We start from the raw sequence: 18400 nt of genomic DNA on the forward strand, positions 1-18400 counted from the left end.
AGGCTGGAACGCCGGCTAGAACGTGCCCAGCTTCACGATCGACAGCAGGGCGATCAGCTGGATCGCCGACGCGCCCAGGGCCTTCGGCCACGGCAGGTCGTGGGACTTGGCGACCATCAGGGTGAGCAGGGCGCCCGCCGCGACCCAGGTGGCCCAGCCGAGGAGCTGGACGAAGCCGGCGTTGCCGCCGAAGAACATGGCGAAGAGGAGACGGGGGGCGTCCGTGATCGACGTGATCAGCATCGACAGGCCCACCGTCGGCTGCCAGGCGCCGTCGCCGCCCAGCTGACGGGCCAGGGTGTGGGTCACCACGCCGAGGACGAAGGACGAGACCACCATCGCGACCGCGGTCACCAGGACGATCGGCACCGCGTTGGTGAGGGTGGCGTTTATCGCGTCCGCGCGGGCGCCGTCGAAACCGAAGACGGCGAGCAGGCCGTAGAGGAACGTCACGATGAGGGCGGGGGCCCACATCGCGTAGTCCCTCATCTGGAGGAACGTCTGGTTCGGGGCGAGGACGATCCCCCTCAGCAGGTCCTTCCAGTGCAGGCGCGGGCCGATCGGGCCGGACGGCGCCGCCGACCCGGCGTGGTAGGTCGCGCCCTGCGTGTAGGCGCCTGCCTCGTCGACCGAGAAGGCCTGGGTGTGGCCCGGCTGGTTCGCCGCGTACGGGTCGGGGGTGCCGGCGCCCTGGCCGGCGCCGTATCCGCCGTAGCCGTTGTCGTCGCCGAAGTACTCCGGGCCGTCGCCGCCGGGCTGGCCCGGGTAGCCGCCACGTGCCTGCGTCCAGCCGGGCCCGCCCCCGTTCTGCGGGTACGACGGCTGCGGGGCCGACGGGGGTCCGTACGACGGCCCCGGCCGCGCCCCGAAGCTCTGGGGCGGCGCCTGCTGCCCGTACGCGGGTTGTTGCGGTCGCGCTTGCGGGGCGCGGTCGTCCCGGCCGCCGCGTCCGATCCTGAATCCAGCCACGTCCTCGAACGTACCTGGTCCGGGGCGACCACGTGCGGGCTCGGCCGCCCGAGCCCGCCATTGCGGCAGAGCTGTGACATCCCCTAAGGGGAATCACAGGGGACCCTGAGAGGAGGTCTCGGGAGACCCCGAGGCCCTCCCGCGTCTCACTGCCCGAACAGGGAACCCAGCTGCGCCGACGTCCCCGACACGCCCACCGACGCCGCGTGGAAGGACACCGCGCCGGTCGTCGTCAGGCCCGTGGCGGAGCCGGGCAGGGTCCACACCGCGCCCTGTCCGCCGTTCTCGTGCCGGGCGCCGACCGCCAGATCGGCCCGGCCGTCGCCGTCGAGGTCGGCCAGGCGGACGGCGCTGCCCCAGAAGTCGTCGGCCTCGTTGAGGTCGGGGACACCGGGGGTGTTCTGGGTCCAGCGGGTCGCGCCCTGGCCGGTCAGTCTGGCGGCGGAACCGCGCAGCAGCGTGACGGTGCCGGTCTGCGGGGCCGTGGTGACCCCTTCGTAGGGCGTACCGACCGCCACGTCCGCGTAGCCGTCGCCGTCGACGTCACCGACGGAGAGCGCGGCGCCGAACGAGGAGGTGCCCGGCGCCCGGCCGGCGCCGGGCACGCCGGGACTGTCCTGGCTGAGCACCGCCGGCGGATAGGGGCTCATGCCGTGGGCACCGCCCAGGTAGACGATGACCCTGCCGGGCCCGACCTTGTCGCCGGAGACGACGACGTCGGACGTGATGACGTCGTCGTAACCGTCCCCGTTGACGTCGCCGAGGACCGCCCGCTGCCGGCCGCCGTCCGCCAGCGTCCGCAGCGCCTTGGGCCGGGACTGATCGCCCCGGTACACCAGGTTGCCGTCGACCCACTCGCCGCTCCCCGAGCGGAACCTGCCGCTGACCACCAGATCGGCGACGCCGTCCGCGTTGATGTCGCCGGAGGCCAGCGACCGGGAGCCGTAGCTGTCACCGGTTTCCATGGAGGGCACCACCCAGGTCCGGGACGCGGCCCCCGCGGTCTTGGTGAAGCCGCCCCGGAAGATCTGCACGTCGGCGCCGGTGCTGCCGACGGCCAGGTCGGCCCGGCCGTCCGCGGTGAAGTCGCCGACCGCCAGGGACATGCCGAAGCGGGTGTGGGAGGAGCGGGCCGGGTCGGCGACGATACGGCCCCCGGACAGGCCCTTCCTGCTCCCCCAGACGATCGTCACCGAACCGGCCTTGCCGTCCTCGCCCCGGGACCCGACGACCAGGTCGGCGTAGCCGTCCCGGTTCAGGTCGCCGAAGGCGAGCGCCGAGCCGAACTCGTCGCCCTTCTCGGCGGTGCCGGGGACGCCTGCCGAGTTCTGGGTGACGACCGTGCGGTTCGACGCCTTGATCCCGGACTCGGAGCCGTAGTTGACGACGACCGCGCCCGCGTCGGTCCTGCCGCCGACCGTGGCGCCGGGGGCGGCGGTGGCGAGGTCGTGGTAGCCGTCGCCGTTGAAGTCGTCCGCGTACTTGGCGGGCGCGGCCGAGGCCGGGCCGGCCAGCGGGACGAGGCCCGCGGTGAGGAGGGCGGCGAGGGTCGCCGCCGTGCGGATGCGCATGATCAGCCTTCCAGTACGTCGCCGAAGCAGGCGGTGCCCGACGGGCCGCCCAGGGTGGTGCCGGTGAAGGTCTTGCAGCCGCCGGCCGGGCCGGAGGGGGCGGCGGAGGCGGTGGCGGCGGGCAGGGCGGTGAGGAGGCCCGTGGTGAGGGCCGTGGCGAGGAGCAGGGTGGTGCGCTCGGGCATGGATTGCCCCCGTGAGGTGGTGAGGTGACGCGACGTCAAGGGAGGCGTCTCCTTGGTGAGATGCGTCAGCCGGTGAGGCCCGTGCCGAACGCGCCGTACGTGCGGGAGAGCCCGAACGTGCCCGGGCCGAAGGACTTGGCACCCGTGGCGGTGATGCCGGAGGCGCTGCCGCGCAGGGCGGTGACCGCGCCGACGCCTTCGTCCTCGAAGGCGGCCCCGACGGTCAGGTCCGCCTTGCCGTCCTTGGTGACGTCCGAGAGCACGAGGTCCGAGCCGAAGTAGTCCATGGACTCGGCGGTGCCGGGGACCCCGGCGGTGTTCTGGGAGATGGTCCGGGCACCGGTACGGGAGACGCCGTCGGCCGAGCCGTTCATCAGCACGACGAGACCGGTGTCCTCGGCCGCGCCGATGTCCTTGAAGACGACGCCGATGGCGAGGTCGCCGTAGCCGTCGCCGTTGGTGTCCCCGATGGAGACGGCGCCGCCGAAGCCGTCGTCGGCCTTGTCGGTGCCGGGGACTCCGGTGGCGGACTGGGTGAGCTCGGCCATGGGGGCGTCGCCGTTGACCGGGCCGCCCTTGCTGCCTCGGATGACGACGACCTGGCCGCCGAGGGTGCCGGTGTGGTCGTCGTCCTTCGAGAAGACGTTGCCGATGGCGATCTCGTCGTAGCCGTCGCCGTTGATGTCGCCCAGGGCGAGGGAGGTGCCGCCGTTCAGCGGGCGCGGCTGGGTCGCGACCACGCCGCCCGACGCACCGAGGTAGGCGGCGCCCTTGGACCAGCTGCCCGAGGGGTCCGAGGTGAGCGCGGTGCGGTAGGTGAGGACGAGGTCGGCCTTCTTGTCGCCGTTGGTGTCGCCGGCGGCGAGCGCGTCGATGCCGAACTCCGCCTTGTCCGGCGTGGGGACCTTCTGCGTGCCGCCGGTGGTGCCGGACTTGGTGAAGCCGCCCTTGACGATGTAGGCGTACGACGCGGCCGTGCCGGACGCCAGGTCGGCCTTGCCGTCGCCGTTGAAGTCACCGGCGGCCAGTACCGAGCCCCAGGCCTCGTGCTTGGCGGCCGAGGGGTCCTTGACCGTCGTGCCGTTCTTCAGGCCGCTCGCCGACCCCCACAGGATCGTGACCGAACCGCCGTCGGTGTCCGAGCCGTTGTCCTCGCCGGGCGCGCCGACGGCGAGGTCGGTGTAGCCGTCCTTGTTGAAGTCGGCCACGGCGAGCGCCCGGCCGAAGAAGTCCTCGGTCTCGGCGGTGCCGGGGACACCCGCGGTGTTCTGGCTGACGACCGTGCGCTTGGCGGGGTTGAGTCCGGAGGCGCTGCCGTAGACCACGGCGACGTACCCGGCCATGTTCTTGCCGCCGACCTTGGCGTAGGGGGCGGCGAAGGCGACGTCGCCGTAGCCGTCGTGGTTGAAGTCGGCCTTGTAGGCGTGTGCCGCGGCGGCGGATGCGACGGGGGCCGAGAGGGTCAGCAGACCACCGGTCAGCGCGGCGGCGGTGACCGTCGCGAGGGCGAGGCGGCGGCGGTGAGGTGCGTTCGCGAGGACGTTCACGGGGCGGGAGCTCCTGAGATCAGCGGCATGGGTGCCGGAGGTACGCCGGTACGCGGAGGCAGTGCTGGCGGCAGTGCGGAACTTCTGTGCGGGAGCCGGACCGGGCGGGCGCGGGACGGAAGGACGCGGGACGGAAGGACGCGGGACCGGGCGGGCCCGTGGTCGTACGATCCACGGGTCTGCCCGTACGCCGTCCGGAGTTGCCCTCCCGACCTGCGGGTCAGTCGGCGAAGATGGCGCTGAGCTGCGGGGTGCCGGTCGTCGACACGCCCAGCTTGCTCGCGGAGAGGGCCCGGGACCCGGTCGTGGTGATCTTCGAGCCGTTGGACGGCAGGTAGGTCACCGCGCCGTCGCCGCCGTTCTCGTACGACCCGACGACCAGGTCCGCCTTGCCGTCGCCGGTGACGTCGTCGAGCTTGATGTCCGCGCCGAAGAGGTCGTTCTTCTCGTCGTCGCCGGGGACGCCGGCCGTGCTCTGCGCGAAGGACTGGGCGCCGGAGGCGAGGTTGATCCCGGTCTTCGAGCCGTAGAGGACGGTGACCTGGCCGGTGTTGCTGTTGCTGCCGATGTCCTCGTTGGGCGTCGAGACGGCCAGGTCGGCGTATCCGTCGCCGTTGACGTCACCGAGGTCGATCTCCCAGCCGAAGCCGTCACCCTTCTCGGAGGTGCCGGGGACGTTGCTGGTGTTCTGGTTGAACATGCTCACCTTGGCCGGGCCGGAGGCACTGCCGTAGGTGATGGCCACCCGGCCGCCGTTGGCGGAGTCCGGGAAGACGGTCCCGCCGCTGCTGGCGTCCCAGGAGGCGCCGCTGACGATGTCGCCGTAGCCGTCGCCGTTGATGTCGCCGACGCCGGTGACGATGCCGCTCTTCAACGCCTTGGCGCCGGTGACGGTCAGGCCCGTGGAGCTGCCCGGCAGCCAGTAGTTGGTGTTCCAGTGGTCGCTGGTCTTCGTCTCGTACCCGTCGACGATCAGGTCGGTACGGCCGTCGCCGTTGACGTCACCGGCGGTGAGCTTCATCGGGCCGTACGGGTAGGAGCTGGTGCCCGGCTGGATCGGCGGCTTGACGGTGTACCGGCCGCCGGGCGTACCGCTGCCGGAGAAGCCGCCCTTGAACACCCACAGGGTGGCGGCGGAGCTGCCGACGGCGAGGTCGGCCTTGCCGTCGCCGTCGAAGTCACCGGCGGCGAGCTGCAGCCCCCAGTAGTCGTGACCGCTCGGCGACGGGTCCTTGATGTCGACGCCCTTGCCGGTGAGGCCGCTCTTGGAGCCCCACAGGAGGGTGACGGTACCGCCGTCGGTGTCGGTGCCGACCTTCTCCGACGGGGAGCCGACAGCGAGGTCGTCGTAGCCGTCGGCGTTGAAGTCGGCGTACGCCAGGGTCTCACCGAAGTCGTCGCCGGCCTCGGCGGTGCCGGGGACACCGGCGGTGTTCTGGCTGATGGTGGTGCGCTTGGCGGTGGTGACGCCGGAGGCGGAGCCGTAGAGGGCGACGACCTGGCCGGCGCCCTTGTGGCCGTTGACGTAGGCGGTGGTGGCCGAGGTGGCGATGTCGCCGATGCCGTCGCCGTTGAAGTCGGCGCGTGCGACCTTGGCGGAGTCCGCGGCCGACGCCGAGGCGGCCGAGAACGAGAGCAGACCGCCCGTCAGCGCGGCCGCGGTGGCCGTCGCGAGGGCGAGTCGCGGGAACGTGTGCATGCGGGTCGTCTCCTGCGGCATGCGGGGGCCGTCCGCACCCGGCGGACGGCCGGAGTCAGTGTTGTCCGGCGCTCAGGAGACCCGCGTGAAGGAGTAAGGGTTGTACATGAGTTCGGTGAAATCTCTGTGGCGCCTGTGAGTTACGGGGCTGCTGGGCGGGTTCGAGTGGTTCGAGCTGCTGCGGCCGCAACAGGTGCGCTGATGTGCCACCAGGGCGCGGGGAACGGCCACGGAGTCGTCCCGGTCTGCCTCACAGACATGTTCAGCAGCGCGACCAAGCGTCCCGGGGCAGGAAATGGGAGAGGTCGTCCAGGGCCTCACGGGGGACGAACACCGGCCGTGTGAGGAGGTGGTCGCCTGCGCGCTGCACATCCAGAACGACACCCAGTGAGTCCGACCCGGGGACGCCGGCATCCATGTAGGAGAGCTCAGCATTCGGCTCTCGGGCTTCGGCACGGCCGAGCATCCACTGCTCCAGAACGGACGGGACCCGGCCGACCAAGGCCACACCCTCCACGAAGACCTGGGGCCCTCGCAGCGCATCGACCACGATGCCGGCCAGCCGTTCCTCCCGGTAGTGGAGCTTCAGACCGAACTCCCGGTACTCACCCTCCTCCACGCCGGCGACAGCCTCGTCCGGACGACGTCTGAGCCTGTGCCGCTGAGCTTCTCCTGTGACAGCGCTCAGTGCCTCCGAGGCCTCACCGGGCCGCATACCGAACCCCAGCGGCCCCACGCTCACGAACGGATCCAGAGTCCATTGCTGCCGTTCGTCATCCGCCAGCACATGCCACCACTCGAACATGACCGCGGAGGCTACGGCAGTGACACGGAAGCGCGGTCACCGGCTGCAAGTTGCGCCGGGCAGGTCCTGGTTGGCTTCGTACACGTGCGGCAGCAGCGTTGGTACGCGGCGGGAAGACTTCAGCTTCGCGGCTGGACCGTGCGCCGGTAGTGCTCGGCGATCTCGTCGCTGGTGGTCAGCCAGACGTCGGGTTGTGCCGCGAGATAGGCCAGTGCCTGGCTCAGATAGGGGGCGCGGAAGGCCTGGCCGATCACGAACGGGTGCAGTGCCAGGGCCATCACCCGTCCGCTGTGCTCGGAGTCGGCATGCAGTTGCTCGTACTGGTCCTTGACGATCTGAACGAACTCGGGCCCGGTGGTGCCCTTGGAGAACAGGCCCAGGTCGTTGAGTTCCACCGTGTAGGGGACGCTGAGCATCCCGGGCACGTTCAACGGGTAGGGCTGGTCGTCGTTGGTCCAGTCCAGGATGTAGCTCAGGCCGAGCTCGGCGAGCAGGGCCGGGGTGTGGAACGTCTCGGTCAGTCCGGGCCCCATCCAGCCGCGTGGGCGCTGACCGGTGGCGGCGGCGATGGTGTCGACGATGTCAGTGAGATGCGCGAGCTCCTCGTCGCGGGTCATGCCCGCCTGGAGGATCGAGTTGGTCCGCCCGTGCGCGAGCCAGGCCCAGTTCCGTTCCAGGCCCGCCTTGATGATCTGCGGGTAGTGGTGGGCCACGTCGGAGTTCAGCAGTGCGCTTGCCCTGATGCCGTGCCGGTCCAGGATCTCCGTGACGCGCCAGATACCGACGCGGGGCCCGTAGTCGCGCCAGCCGTAGTTGAGCGCGTCCGGCACCAGGTCGGCGGTCCCCGGCCAGATACTCGTGGACGGGCGGTCGATCAGGAAGTGCTCGACGTTGAGCCCGATGTAGACGGCGACCCTGGCGCCGCCGGGCCAGGTGATCGGTGGGCGTTCGGTGATCGGGCTGTAGTCGAAGAGCTCGTTGGCAGGTCCCATGGCCCAAAGCCTCGAACAGCCGTCGGGGCCGAACAAGACCGATGTGTTCTACGATCGATGCGCAGAACTCATCGATGAACGAGCTGTCCCGGGAAGGCGATGGAGCGGCACGAGATCGAGGCGTTTCTGCTCCTGGCCGAGGAGCTGCACTTCCGTCGCACCGAGGAGCGGCTCGGGCTGGCCCATGGCCGGGTCAGTCAGACGATCAAGAGGCTCGAACACCGCCTCGGTGTCACCCTGTTCGAACGCACCAGCCGCCATGTCGCGCTGACCCCGGCCGGGCGGCAGCTCCACGACGACCTGGCCCCGGCGTACCGACAGGTCCGGGAGGCGGTGGCGCGGGCCGTCGCGAGTGGCAAGGGTGTCACCGGAACCCTGCGGGTCGGCTTCTCCTCGCAGTGGGCTGCCGACCTGCTCGTCGAGGCCGCTGACGTGTTCCGGGAACGGCATCCCGACTGCGCGGTGCAGATTCAGGAGGTCCAGCTCAGTGACCCGTTCGGCCCGCTGCGTGCGAACGCGCTCGATCTGCAACTCACCGAGTTCCCCGTTGCAGAGCCGGATCTGGTCGCCGGACCGGTGCTCTTCTCCGAACCGCGTGCACTCATTGTCCCCGCACAACATCCGTTCGCCCGGCGCGAGTCGGTCGGCCTCGAAGACCTGGCGCGCACTGAACTGGTAAGTGTGTCGGGCGACATCCCGCCCTACTGGATCGACTACCACTACCCTCGCCGGACGCCTGAGGGACGGCCCATCACGCACGGCACCACCGTCGTCTACTGGATGGAGGTGCTCTCGCTCGTCGCGGCCGGCCGCGGAGTCTCGCCCGCCGCACTGCGTGCCGCGCAGTACCACTCGCGGCCCGGCATCGCCTTCGTACCGTTCCGTGACGCGCCACCGATCGAGTACGGCCTGCTCTGGCCACGCAACGGTGTCACAGCGCGGGTCCGCTCCTTCGTCGAAACCGTCTGCGAGGTCGCGTCCCGTGCTGCCTCCGAACCTCGCTCGAACAAAGCCACCTGAGATGTCCCGTGACTGCTGGACGAGACGTGGTTACGTCGTTCGCCGGCGCCCAGGCCGGCCGACCGGCAAGGCCCCCACCTTGGTGAGGCTCCTCCGAATATGAGACGCGGCCGTGGTGCCGGCTGTGCCAGGCTGGCGGTTCGCCCCGGCTTGACTCGACACAGGAGCGTTCGATGACGTTACCGTCCCGCCTGTCTTCGCTCCTGGAGCAGTACGACTTCGCGCACAAGCGCCTCGCCGACCGCATGGCGGGGCCCTTCATGGACAGCGGCGACGGGACGGACACGCAGGTCGGCCCCATGACCGACGAGGAGTACCTCTGGGAGCCGGTGCCTGGCTGTTGGTCGGTACGGCGGCGCGTGGACGGACCAGGATCGCGCGCGACGCTGCTGGCAGGCACCGGCGACTGGGGACGCGACGACGCGTCCTACCCGCACCCGTGGCCGCCGCCGTTCACCACCATCGCGTGGCGCTTGAGCCACCTCAGTGAACTGCTGACCCTGCGCGCCGACCACACGGCCGGCGGCCACGGGCTGACCCGGGACGACTACCCCGTCAGCGGGGATGTCACAGAGGCGGTCGCGGCCTTCGACGCCGGCGCCACGGCCTGGCGGAAGGCACTGCTGAGCGTCGACGACGCCGCACTCGACACCGTGGGATATTGCACCTACCCGCATGGCAGCGACCCGGACGAGCCGTTCATCGACATCGTGTGGTGGGTCAACCAGGAACTGCTGCACCACGGGGCCGAGATCGCCCTGCTGCGCGACCTCTACCGCACCCGATCACGCTGACTCCGCCACCAGGAAAACTGTCGGGCCATCGGGCCATAGGTGCAGGCCTTGCTGCTGTGCCAGGCGCGACTGTCGGTCTGCTACTGGTCGCTCACGCTCTCCTGATCACCCGTGCGGCAGGATGAGGACATGAGCGTAGTCAAGATCAACGTACTGACCGTGCCGGCCGAGCAGCGGGAGACGCTGGAGAAGCGGTTCGCGTCGCGGGCGCACGCCGTGGAGAACTCGGACGGGTTCGAGTGGTTCGAGCTGCTGCGGCCGGTCGAGGGGACCGAGCAGTACCTGGTGTACACGCGCTGGAAGGACGAGGAGTCCTTCCAGGCGTGGATGGAGGGGCCGATGAAGGCCGCGCACCAGGGGGGTGCGGAGGGTGAGCGGCCGAAGCCGGCGGCTTCCGGTTCGACCCTGTGGTCCTTCGAGGTGGTGCAGTCGGCCGGGCCGAAGGGCTGACCGGAGGCGCTGACCGGAGGCCCTGCCGACGGGGTGCGGTCAGGCCGGGGTCGTGGTCGGGAGCGGGGTGTCCGTCCGGGCCGGTTGCGGGGCGACGCGGCGGCGCCGGGCCGGGAGGCCGAGCGTCGGGTGGGCGACGGCCCAGGCCGCGCCCTTGCAGATCAGCTCCTTGTAGAGGGCGGCGGTCCGGCCCGTCAGCGCCGCCCGTACGGCGCGGTCGTCGGCCGTGACGTACTGGATCAGGCCCTCCCCGCGGCCCAGCGAGACGCACTGGTTGAAGTAGCGCAGCGGCGTGTTCGGGAGCTTCCCGCCGGTCAGGCGGGCCGCGATGGCGTCGGCGGCCTGCCAGGCCATCGGGAGGCCCGAGGCGCAGGACATGCGCAGCGGATGGCCGGCCGGGCCCGTCGCCATGGCCGCGTCGCCGATGGCGTACAGGTCCGGATGCGAGACCGAGCGCATGGTCCGGTCGACGACGATCCGGCCGGCGCCGGTGACCTCCAGGGCGGTGGCCCGGGAGATGGGGTGGACGGCGAAGCCGGTGGTCCACAGGGTGACGGCGGCCGGGACGGCCGTGCCCTCCGCCGTGGTCACATGGCCGGGCGCCACGGCGGTGACGGCGGTGTGCTCGTGCACGGTGACGCCGAGCCCGTCGACGACCTTCCGCAGGTGCCGGCGGCCCTTCGGTGAGAGCCAGTCGCCGAGAGCGCCGCGGGCGGCGAGGGCGACGTCGAGGTCCGGGCGGGCCTCGGCGATCTCGGTCACGGCCTCCAGACCGGTGAGGCCGCCGCCGACCACGACGACGGACTCCCCGGCCGCCAGACCGGCGAGGCGCTCGCGCAGCCGCAGCGCTCCGGAGCGGCTCGCGATCTGGTCGGCGTGCTCGGCGGCACCGGGGACGCCCTGGTCGTTCCAGGCGCTGCCGAGGGCGTACACGAGGGTGTCGTACTCCAGCTCCTGCTCCGGTGCCTCTGCCTTGCCGGGGCCGACCGCGGGGACCACGGTGACCGTCTTCCGGTCGACGTCCACGGCGGTGACCCTCGCGAGCCTCAGCTCCACGCCGGTCCCGTCGAACATCTCGGCGAAGGGCCGGGGCCTGAGCTCCTGGCCGGTCGCGAGCTGATGCATCCGGACGCGCTCGACGAAGTCGGGTTCGGCGTTGACGAGGGTGATGGCGACGTCTTCGCGGCGCAGCCGCCGGGCGAGGCGGCCGGCGGCGACGGCTCCGGCGTATCCGGCGCCGAGGACGACGATGCGGTGCTGCATGTCCGTGCTCCTGTCATCCAGCTCTTCAGCGGGTCGCCCTCTGAACCGGGCGGCCCGCTGTTTCCTGACAGGAGGAAGGTGTGAAGCAGGTCACATCAGCGGGGCTCGGAAGAGTCAGAAGAGGCGGAGCAGGGGGGCGTCGTGGTCGGTCGCCGCCCACTGCCGGGTCGCGCGCTCCAGCTTGTCCGGGTTGACCTGGTTGCGGAACGCGGCGATGCCCTCGGCGGTGATCTCCAGGCACATCACGCCGAAGACCCGGCCGCCGACGACCGCCAGCAGGGCGGGGCCGCCGTTGGCGGTCGTGGCGTACAGCTCGACGGAGCCGCCGGCCAGGGCCCGCTGGGCCGGGCCCTGTTTGAACAGGCCCCGCATGAACTTCGCGACCGCGAGGGCACCCTCGAACGCCCTGGCTGCGGCCGGGACCTTCCCGCCGCCGTCGCCGATCGCGACGGCGTCCTCGGTGAGCAGCCGGACGAGCGGCTCGGTCCGGCCGCTGGTGGCGGCCGCGAGGAACTCCTCGATGATCCGCCGGGCGGCGGCCTCGTCGACCGCCGTGCGGGCCCGGCCGGCCGCGACGTGCTTCCTGGCCCGGTGCAGGATCTGCTGGCTGGCGGCCTCGGTGACGTCGAGGATCCGGGCGATCTCCCGGTGCGGGTAGTCGAAGGCCTCCCGCAGCACGTACACCGCGCGCTCGGCCGGGGTGAGGCGCTCCAGCAGGACCAGGACCGCGTACGACACCGACTCCCGCCGTTCCGCGGTGTCGGCGGGGCCGAGCATCGGGTCGCCGGCGAGCAGCGGTTCGGGGAGCCACTGGCCCACGTAGGTCTCGCGCCGGGCACGGGCCGAGGTGAGCTGGTTGAGGCAGAGGTTGGTGAGAACCTTCGTCAGCCAGGCCTCGGGCACCTCGACACGGCCGGTGTCGGCGGCCTGCCAGCGCAGGTACGTCTCCTGCACCGCGTCCTCGGCCTCGCTCGCGGAACCGAGGAGCCGGTAGGCGATGGCCGCCAGGCGCGGCCTGGCCGCCTCGAACCGGTCCACGTCGCTCACGGTCAGAGCCATGGGCCGGATCCTAGTCCGGGCGGGCGGCGGGGGCTCAACCGCGGTGGCGGTAGTAGGTGACCGTGTCCGTCGTCGCGTAGTTGCCGTGGTCGACGTCGAGGACGGTGACCACCGCGATGTCGCCGTTCGTCGTGTCGCGCAGGCAGAAGGTGCGGCCGGGAGGGGCGTCGCGGAAGTGCAGGCGGTCTTCGGCGGGGTGGTGGACGGCCCTGGCGGCGCACTGCGCGGCGGTCGGTGCCGCCTTGCCGGACACGACGTACACGTCGGTGAGCGGCTGGACCTCGAAGGCGCCGGCACCGTCGCCGCCGGCGTTGGTGCTGATGCTCCACTCGGTCTCCGCGGGGCCGGACACACCGGCGCGCAGGTCGAAGTAGTAGTGGTAGTCCTTCAGGAACAGCCTCCGGTGGGCGTACACCCGCGTGTATCCCTCCGAGGCCGAGACCGAGGCCGAGGCCGAGGCCGAGGAAGCCGTGCCGGCGTGGCCCTGGTCCGGTGCCAGCGCCTCGTAGACGATCCCGCTCGCCGTGGCCGCGACGGCCACCGCCACCACGGCGGTGGTCACCCGGTCCCGGGCCCGTACCCGACGTCCGGGACGGGACGGCTCCGGCGTACGACCGGAGGGGTTCCCGTCCGGGCTGCCGGACGGGTCCCCGGACGGCGAGGGGGCGGAAGGGTCCCCGGACGGCGAGGGGGCGGAAGGGTCCCCGGACGGCGAGGGGGCGGAAGGGTCTCCCGTCGGGTCCCCGCCCGAGGCGCCCGAGGCGGACGAGGCGGACGACGGCTCCGGGGACGGGACGGCTTGGTCGGCCCACGGTGACACCGCCTTGTCCACCGCCCCGGACGCCGCGACGGCGAAGGCGATGGCGATCGCCCACCGGTCGGCCGAGTCATGGGCCGTCCACAGCCCCGTCAGCGTGTACGCCCCGGCCAGCGCCGTGCCGAACATCCCCAGTGTCACAAGGAGTAAGACCGCTCTCCGACGCCCTGCGCTCACGTCCGCTCCCCTGTCACTCACGGCCCACTCAGCTTGACATGGAACCGACATGCCGGGGAGGGGCGATACCAGGCATCGCCCGCCCTGGCCGGACGGCGGCCCGAGCCGCTGTTGCCGGAAGAAGCCAGGCACATATTGTCGTGAATAGGTGGTACGCACCTCCCCAGGAGGACGCCCGCGTACGAGGCGTGTCTCCCATCCGCACACGATCGGGAGGGCGAACGTCATGCGGCTCCGTGCCCGGCCCAGGGGTGACCTCTCGGTCGACGACGCCCTGGGCGTGGCGCTGGCCGACATGGTGCGCCGGACGGGCGCGGCGATCGGCGGCCTGTACCTCGTCGAGGAGCCGGCCGCGCTGCTGCACCTGGTGGCGCTGTGCGGGCTGCCCGTCGACTTCACCGCGCCCTGGCAGCGGCTGCCGCTGACCGCCCCCGTCCCGGTGGCCGACGCGATCGCGGAGGACCGGCTGGTCTGGATCGGCTGCCAGGACGAGATGGCGCGCCGCTACCCGCGGGCGGCGACCGTCCTGCCGTACCCCTTCGCGCTCGCCGCCGTCCCGCTGCACGGGGTGCGCCGCCGGTGGGGCGGGGTCGTACTGATGTGGCCCGCCGACCATCCGCACCGGGCCACCGCCCGCGAACGCCACCACATCACCGCGAGCGCCCGCCGGCTGGCCCGGCTCCTGGACGACTCGCCGGTGCCGCCCGCCCTTCCCGACCGGCCGCGCGTCGTGGCCGTGGACTCCCGGCACCACCCCGCCCAGACCGCACTGGCCGCCGTCGACTTCCTCGACCGGATCCCGGAGGGTGCCCTGGCCCTGGACCTGGAGGGCAGGGTCACGTTCATGTCCGTCCCGGCCGCGCGGCTGCTCGGCCGGGACGCCGACCGGCTGCTCGGCACGCGGCCCTGGCAGTCCCTGCCGTGGCTGGACGACCTGAGGTACGAGGAGCGGTACCGGCTGGCGGTCGTCAGCCGGGCGCCTGTCTCCTTCAGCGCGCTCCGCCCGCCGGACCAGTGGCTGACCTTCCACCTCCACCCGGACGCCAGCGGCATCAGCGTGCGCATCACCGCGGGCGAGGAGGGGGCGGCCGCGGCGGGCGGGCACGCGGAGCCGGCCCCGACCACGCCCGGACGGCTCTACCAGCTGGTCCACCTGGCGGCCGCGCTCACGGAGACGGTGACCACCCGGGACCTCGTCGCGCTGATCGCGGTCCAGATCCTGCCGGCGTTCGGCGCCCAGGGACTCCTGCTCAGCGTCACCGAGGCGGGCCGCCTCCGGGTCGCCGGGCAGCACGGCTACTCCGCCGAAACCGTCGAACGCCTCGACGCCCTCCCCCTCGACACCGACGCCACCCCGGCCGGCCAGGTCCTGGCGAGCGGCGTCCCCGCCTTCTTCGGCAGCCCGGCCGAACTGGCCCGCAGCTACCCCCGACTGCCCCAGACCAGCGGAAAGGAGGCGTGGGCCTACCTGCCCCTGGTCATCTCGGGACGCCCGGTCGGCTGCTGCGTCCTCTCCTACGAGCACCCGCACACCTTCACCGCCGACGAGCGCGCCGTCCTCACCCCGCTGGCCGGTCTGCTCGCCCAGGCCCTGGACCGGGCCCGCCTCTACGACACCCAGCACCATCTCGTCCACCAGCTCCAGCAGGCGCTGCTGCCGCGCAGCCTCCCCACCCTGCCCGGTCTCACCGTCGCCGCCCGCTATCTGCCGGCCGGGCACGGCATCGAGGTCGGGGGCGACTTCTACGACCTGCTGCGCCTGGACGACACCAGCGCGGCCGCCGTGATCGGCGACGTGGAGGGCCACAGCATGGCCGCGGCCGCCCTGATGGGCCAGGTCCGTACCGCCATCCATGCCCACGCCACCGCCGGGGCCGCCCCGGACCAGGTCGTCGCCCGCACCAACCGGCTGCTCGCCGACCTGACCCCCGACCTCCTGGTGACCTGCCTCTACGCCCATCTCGACCTGGCCCGCCGGGAACTGACCCTGGCCGGCGCCGGCCACGTACCGCCGCTGCTGCGCCCGGCGGCCGGGCGGGCCCACCCCCTCTACCTCGACCCCGGGCCGCCGCTGGGCGTCGACGCCGACGCCCGCTACCCCGTCACCCGCGGCCCGCTCCCGGCGGGCGCCGTCCTCGCCCTCTACACCGACGGCCTCGTCGAACGCCCCGGCACCGACGTCGACCGCGCCACCGCCGACCTCGCCGAGCACCTCGCGCACGCCGACGTCGACGACCTGGAGCGCCTCATCGACAGCCTCGTCCACCAGGCCTGGCCGGCCGGCGGCCGCACCGACGACCTCGCCGTGCTCCTGCTGCGGACCGGGCGCCCGCACGGGTGAACCGGGACCCCCTGACGGCCGCTCGGGGCGCGGGGGATACTCACCGCATGCCGACGCTCTTTTCCCGGATCCTCGCCGGAGAACTGCCCGCCCGGTTCGTCTGGCAGGACCCCGAGGTCGCCGCGTTCCTCAGCATCGCCCCGCTGACCCCGGGGCACACCCTGGTGGTGCCCCGGCGGGAGGTGGACCAGTGGACCGACGCGGACGGCGAACTGCTGGCCCGCTGCGTCACGGTGGCCCAGGCGATCGGCCGCGGGGTGCGGCGCGCCTGGGACGCGCCCCGGGCCGGTCTGGTCATCGCGGGCTTCGAGGTGCCGCATCTGCACATCCATGTCGCGCCCGCCTGGGGGATGGCCGAACTCGACTTCTCCCGGGCCAGGCCGGAGACGGACGAGGCCGCCCTCGACGACGCCGCGGCGCGGCTGCGCACCGCGCTGCGCGAACTCGGTTTCGCCGAGCAGGTGGCATCCGGCGGCTGACCGGACCCGTCAGCGGGGGTGGGCCGTGAAGACGTCGTGCAGGACGTCCATGTAGGCGCCGTGGCCGCTGGGGCTGGCCCAGGCCGTGGCGGACTCGGCGGCCGTGCCCTCGCCCCACTCGTTGTAGGTGACGAGCAGCTGGAAGGGCGCGCCGGAGGTGGCGACGGTCGTGGCGTCACGGCGGAAGCGGTCGAGGTCACGGGGAACGACCGGTTTGTCGGCGTCGTACTTGTAGAAGCCGGGCGAGAGGATCGCCGAGTAGCCCTGCTGGAGGTCCAGGCCGGACGCGTACTGGTGCCAGCCCTGCGGCTGGTTCGCGCACGTGCGGTAGCCGCCGAACACCTTCAGGACGACGTAGTAGCCGGCGGTGCGGTTGGCCTCGGTCCACCGGTCGACCATGGCGCAGCCGTCGTCGCCCGCCGCGTACACGAAGATCACCGGTTTGCCGTCGATGTGCAGCCAGGTCTTCTGGTCGGAGTACTTGCGCAGGTAGACGAGGTCGCCGTGGATCTGGCTCACGGACGGGTTCCCGTACGCCTCGTTCTCGTAGTACGTCGTCCAGGAGAAGCCCAGCCTGGCGCCCTCGGACATGAGCAGCGGCATCCGCTTGTCCTCGCGCTTGCCGGCGCCCCACCAGGAGGCGATGCCGGCCTGGAGGCCGCCGTACTGCATGTCCTTGATCTGCCGGTCGACGGTGGCGGGGTCGTCCTGGTCGTAGTCGGACGCCGATGCCGTGTACTGGCTGCCGCCGTCGGTGTGCGGGTTCTTGTCGTACCAGGGGTAGTAGAAGGCGGCGCGGACCGGGAGCCTCGTGTCGACGGTCGTGGGGACCGGGGCCGCCGCGGTGGCCGCCGGCTTCCTGGTGGCGCGGGGACGGACGGTCGCGGACGGCGACGCCGATGCGGACGAGGGGGAAGGCGAGACGGAGGGGGGCGCGGAGCGGGCGGTGGGCGACGGGGAGAGCCCGGCGGCCGCGGGAGCCGTCCGGTCGCCCGGGCCGGCGGCCAGGGCGACCGCGGCGATCGTGACACCGGCGACGCCCGCGGCGGCCAGCGCGAGGAGGCCGGCGAGCTTGCCGGCCGAGGCCGCCTTGACCGCGGAGGCCGACTTGGCCGCCTTGCCCGACCTGGCCGCACGGCCGGCGCGGGTGGCGCGGCCGGCGCGGACCGCGGGCGTGGCTTGCGCGACCGGGGTGGTGTCCGCGACAGGCAGGGTGTGCGCAGCAGCCGTGGAATGCCCGGCAGTAGTGGTGGGCCCGGCGGTCGTGGTGGGCCCGGCGGTCGTGGTGTGTGCTGCGGTCGTGGTGTGCGCTGCGGTCGTGGTGTGTGCTGCGGTCGTCGCGGTGCTGCCGCCGCCCGCTCGCAGGGCCGCCGCCGTCAGGGCGATGAGCGCGGGCGGGACCGGTACCAGGGCCAGGTCCGCGAGCAGCCGCTCGGCCGGGACCACGTCGGCCCCGTCGAACACCCCGTCGCAGGCCGGGCATTCACGGGTGTGCCGGGCCACCCGCTTGCGCCACAGACCGCTCGGCCGTCCGTCCCAGCCGTACAGCATCCCGTCCAGGCCCGGGCAGCGCGGCACCGCCTCCAGCGCCCGCACCACCGCCCGCGCGACCTCGAGGCGCGCCTTCAGCCGCTGCACCCGGACGCCCGCCTGCGCGGGCGGGATCTCCAGGGCGGCGGCCAGTTCGGCGCGGCTGAGCTGACCGGCCACCTCCATCCACCACACGGCGAGCAGTTCGCGGTCCTCCGCGTCCAGCCAGCGGGTCGCCTCGGCGGTCTCGCGCCGCTGCTCGGACAGGTGCAGCACGGTGATGGTGAGGTCGGCGAAGTCGGCCCCGGGATCGGCGAGTTGCGCGGTCTCGTCCGGCCATTCGGCGCCGGCCTGCTGCTGCGGCGCCGCCCGCCGCAGCCGCCAGTGCCGGCGCACCTGGCGCATCGCGATCGCCACCAGCCACGAGCGGAACGCGGCGGGATCGCGCAGCTGCCCCACGTCGCGGACCATCTGGAGCATGACGTCCTGGACGACGTCGTCGGTGTCGGAGGGCGCGTTCAGGGCACGCCCGACGACGTTGTAGACGAGGGGCAGATGGTCCGCCACGAGCACGTCGAGCGCCCGCTGGTCGCCGGCCTGCGCGGCCCTGACGACGGCGGTCTGCGCGTCATGTCCACTGGGTGAGAAGTCGCTCATGCAAGGGGAGGGTCGGTCGACGCCGTCGGCATAACAGAAAACCGC

At 72.6% G+C, this 18400-nt stretch carries 16 protein-coding genes; 5 read left to right on the forward strand and 11 right to left on the reverse strand.

The window, feature by feature from the left end; translation table 11 throughout:
- Positions 1 to 15: 15 nt before the first annotated feature.
- The 7 genes from SSP29_RS10400 to SSP29_RS10430 all read right to left on the reverse strand — a co-directional run bounded on the left by SSP29_RS10400 (position 16) and on the right by SSP29_RS10430 (position 7768).
- Entirely contained in the window at positions 16 to 969 is a 954-nt protein-coding gene (locus SSP29_RS10400; protein ID WP_089100253.1) for a Yip1 family protein, read from the reverse strand.
- Between the two features lie 146 nt (positions 970 to 1115).
- Positions 1116 to 2540 (reverse strand): FG-GAP-like repeat-containing protein, encoded by a 1425-nt coding sequence (locus SSP29_RS10405; protein WP_089100254.1) that lies wholly within the window; start codon positions 2538 to 2540, stop codon positions 1116 to 1118.
- A 2-nt stretch (positions 2541 to 2542) separates the two neighbouring features.
- Positions 2543 to 2725, reverse strand: a complete 183-nt coding sequence (locus tag SSP29_RS10410) for a hypothetical protein (protein ID WP_089100255.1) — start codon at positions 2723 to 2725, stop codon at positions 2543 to 2545.
- A gap of 65 nt (positions 2726 to 2790) precedes the next feature.
- A complete protein-coding gene (locus tag SSP29_RS10415) occupies positions 2791 to 4272 on the reverse strand; it encodes an FG-GAP-like repeat-containing protein (RefSeq protein ID WP_089100256.1) in 1482 nt (493 codons plus the stop codon).
- A 220-nt stretch (positions 4273 to 4492) separates the two neighbouring features.
- Positions 4493 to 5971, reverse strand: a complete 1479-nt coding sequence (locus tag SSP29_RS10420) for an FG-GAP and VCBS repeat-containing protein (protein WP_089100257.1) — start codon at positions 5969 to 5971, stop codon at positions 4493 to 4495.
- Between the two features lie 262 nt (positions 5972 to 6233).
- Complete coding sequence (locus SSP29_RS10425; protein WP_089100258.1) at positions 6234 to 6776, reverse strand: hypothetical protein; 543 nt, start codon at positions 6774 to 6776, stop codon at positions 6234 to 6236.
- Positions 6777 to 6895: 119 nt separating this feature from the next.
- Positions 6896 to 7768: a polysaccharide deacetylase family protein gene (locus SSP29_RS10430; protein ID WP_089100259.1), complete on the reverse strand. Its 873-nt coding sequence runs from the start codon at positions 7766 to 7768 to the stop codon at positions 6896 to 6898.
- A 99-nt stretch (positions 7769 to 7867) separates the two neighbouring features.
- Between SSP29_RS10430 and SSP29_RS10435 the strand changes: the two genes are divergently transcribed.
- From SSP29_RS10435 to SSP29_RS10445, 3 genes are all read left to right on the forward strand, one after another.
- Entirely contained in the window at positions 7868 to 8788 is a 921-nt protein-coding gene (locus SSP29_RS10435) for a LysR family transcriptional regulator (protein WP_089100260.1), read from the forward strand.
- Between the two features lie 173 nt (positions 8789 to 8961).
- Positions 8962 to 9582, forward strand: coding sequence for a DinB family protein (locus tag SSP29_RS10440; RefSeq protein ID WP_089100261.1), 621 nt, complete (start codon positions 8962 to 8964; stop codon positions 9580 to 9582).
- Between the two features lie 129 nt (positions 9583 to 9711).
- Entirely contained in the window at positions 9712 to 10032 is a 321-nt protein-coding gene (locus SSP29_RS10445; protein WP_089100262.1) for an antibiotic biosynthesis monooxygenase family protein, read from the forward strand.
- A gap of 39 nt (positions 10033 to 10071) precedes the next feature.
- Here the strand turns inward: SSP29_RS10445 and SSP29_RS10450 are convergent, their stop codons facing one another.
- The 3 genes from SSP29_RS10450 to SSP29_RS10460 all read right to left on the reverse strand — a co-directional run bounded on the left by SSP29_RS10450 (position 10072) and on the right by SSP29_RS10460 (position 13312).
- Complete coding sequence (locus tag SSP29_RS10450) at positions 10072 to 11295, reverse strand: NAD(P)/FAD-dependent oxidoreductase (protein ID WP_089100263.1); 1224 nt, start codon at positions 11293 to 11295, stop codon at positions 10072 to 10074.
- 114 nt (positions 11296 to 11409) lie between these two features.
- Complete coding sequence (locus SSP29_RS10455; RefSeq protein WP_089100264.1) at positions 11410 to 12354, reverse strand: RNA polymerase sigma-70 factor; 945 nt, start codon at positions 12352 to 12354, stop codon at positions 11410 to 11412.
- Positions 12355 to 12388: 34 nt separating this feature from the next.
- Positions 12389 to 13312: a hypothetical protein gene (locus SSP29_RS10460; protein ID WP_145968874.1), complete on the reverse strand. Its 924-nt coding sequence runs from the start codon at positions 13310 to 13312 to the stop codon at positions 12389 to 12391.
- 262 nt (positions 13313 to 13574) lie between these two features.
- On the opposite strand from SSP29_RS10460, the gene SSP29_RS10465 reads away from it, so the two are divergent.
- Together SSP29_RS10465 and SSP29_RS10470 are read left to right on the forward strand one after the other, a co-directional pair.
- Positions 13575 to 15689: a SpoIIE family protein phosphatase gene (locus SSP29_RS10465; RefSeq protein WP_089100266.1), complete on the forward strand. Its 2115-nt coding sequence runs from the start codon at positions 13575 to 13577 to the stop codon at positions 15687 to 15689.
- Between the two features lie 47 nt (positions 15690 to 15736).
- The gene (locus tag SSP29_RS10470) at positions 15737 to 16168 is read left to right on the forward strand and encodes an HIT family protein (RefSeq protein ID WP_089100267.1); all 432 of its coding nucleotides are present in this window, start codon (positions 15737 to 15739) and stop codon (positions 16166 to 16168) included.
- 9 nt (positions 16169 to 16177) lie between these two features.
- Here SSP29_RS10470 and SSP29_RS10475 read toward each other — a convergent pair whose 3' ends face one another.
- Positions 16178 to 18355 (reverse strand): sigma-70 family RNA polymerase sigma factor, encoded by a 2178-nt coding sequence (locus SSP29_RS10475; RefSeq protein ID WP_089100268.1) that lies wholly within the window; start codon positions 18353 to 18355, stop codon positions 16178 to 16180.
- Between the last annotated feature and the right edge of the window lie 45 nt (positions 18356 to 18400).

The organism is Streptomyces hyaluromycini (assembly GCF_002217755.1).
Classification (GTDB): domain Bacteria; phylum Actinomycetota; class Actinomycetes; order Streptomycetales; family Streptomycetaceae; genus Streptomyces; species Streptomyces hyaluromycini.

Coding starts and splice junctions, on each gene's coding strand:
- SSP29_RS10405 (WP_089100254.1), bottom strand. CDS start 2,540: ATGCGCATCCGCACGGCGGCGACCCTCGCCGCCCTCCTCACCGCGGGC.
- SSP29_RS10410 (WP_089100255.1), bottom strand. CDS start 2,725: ATGCCCGAGCGCACCACCCTGCTCCTCGCCACGGCCCTCACCACGGGC.
- SSP29_RS10420 (WP_089100257.1), bottom strand. CDS start 5,971: ATGCACACGTTCCCGCGACTCGCCCTCGCGACGGCCACCGCGGCCGCG.
- SSP29_RS10425 (WP_089100258.1), bottom strand. CDS start 6,776: ATGTTCGAGTGGTGGCATGTGCTGGCGGATGACGAACGGCAGCAATGG.
- SSP29_RS10430 (WP_089100259.1), bottom strand. CDS start 7,768: ATGGGACCTGCCAACGAGCTCTTCGACTACAGCCCGATCACCGAACGC.
- SSP29_RS10435 (WP_089100260.1), top strand. CDS start 7,868: ATGGAGCGGCACGAGATCGAGGCGTTTCTGCTCCTGGCCGAGGAGCTG.
- SSP29_RS10440 (WP_089100261.1), top strand. CDS start 8,962: ATGACGTTACCGTCCCGCCTGTCTTCGCTCCTGGAGCAGTACGACTTC.
- SSP29_RS10445 (WP_089100262.1), top strand. CDS start 9,712: ATGAGCGTAGTCAAGATCAACGTACTGACCGTGCCGGCCGAGCAGCGG.
- SSP29_RS10450 (WP_089100263.1), bottom strand. CDS start 11,295: ATGCAGCACCGCATCGTCGTCCTCGGCGCCGGATACGCCGGAGCCGTC.
- SSP29_RS10455 (WP_089100264.1), bottom strand. CDS start 12,354: ATGGCTCTGACCGTGAGCGACGTGGACCGGTTCGAGGCGGCCAGGCCG.
- SSP29_RS10465 (WP_089100266.1), top strand. CDS start 13,575: ATGCGGCTCCGTGCCCGGCCCAGGGGTGACCTCTCGGTCGACGACGCC.
- SSP29_RS10470 (WP_089100267.1), top strand. CDS start 15,737: ATGCCGACGCTCTTTTCCCGGATCCTCGCCGGAGAACTGCCCGCCCGG.
- SSP29_RS10475 (WP_089100268.1), bottom strand. CDS start 18,355: ATGAGCGACTTCTCACCCAGTGGACATGACGCGCAGACCGCCGTCGTC.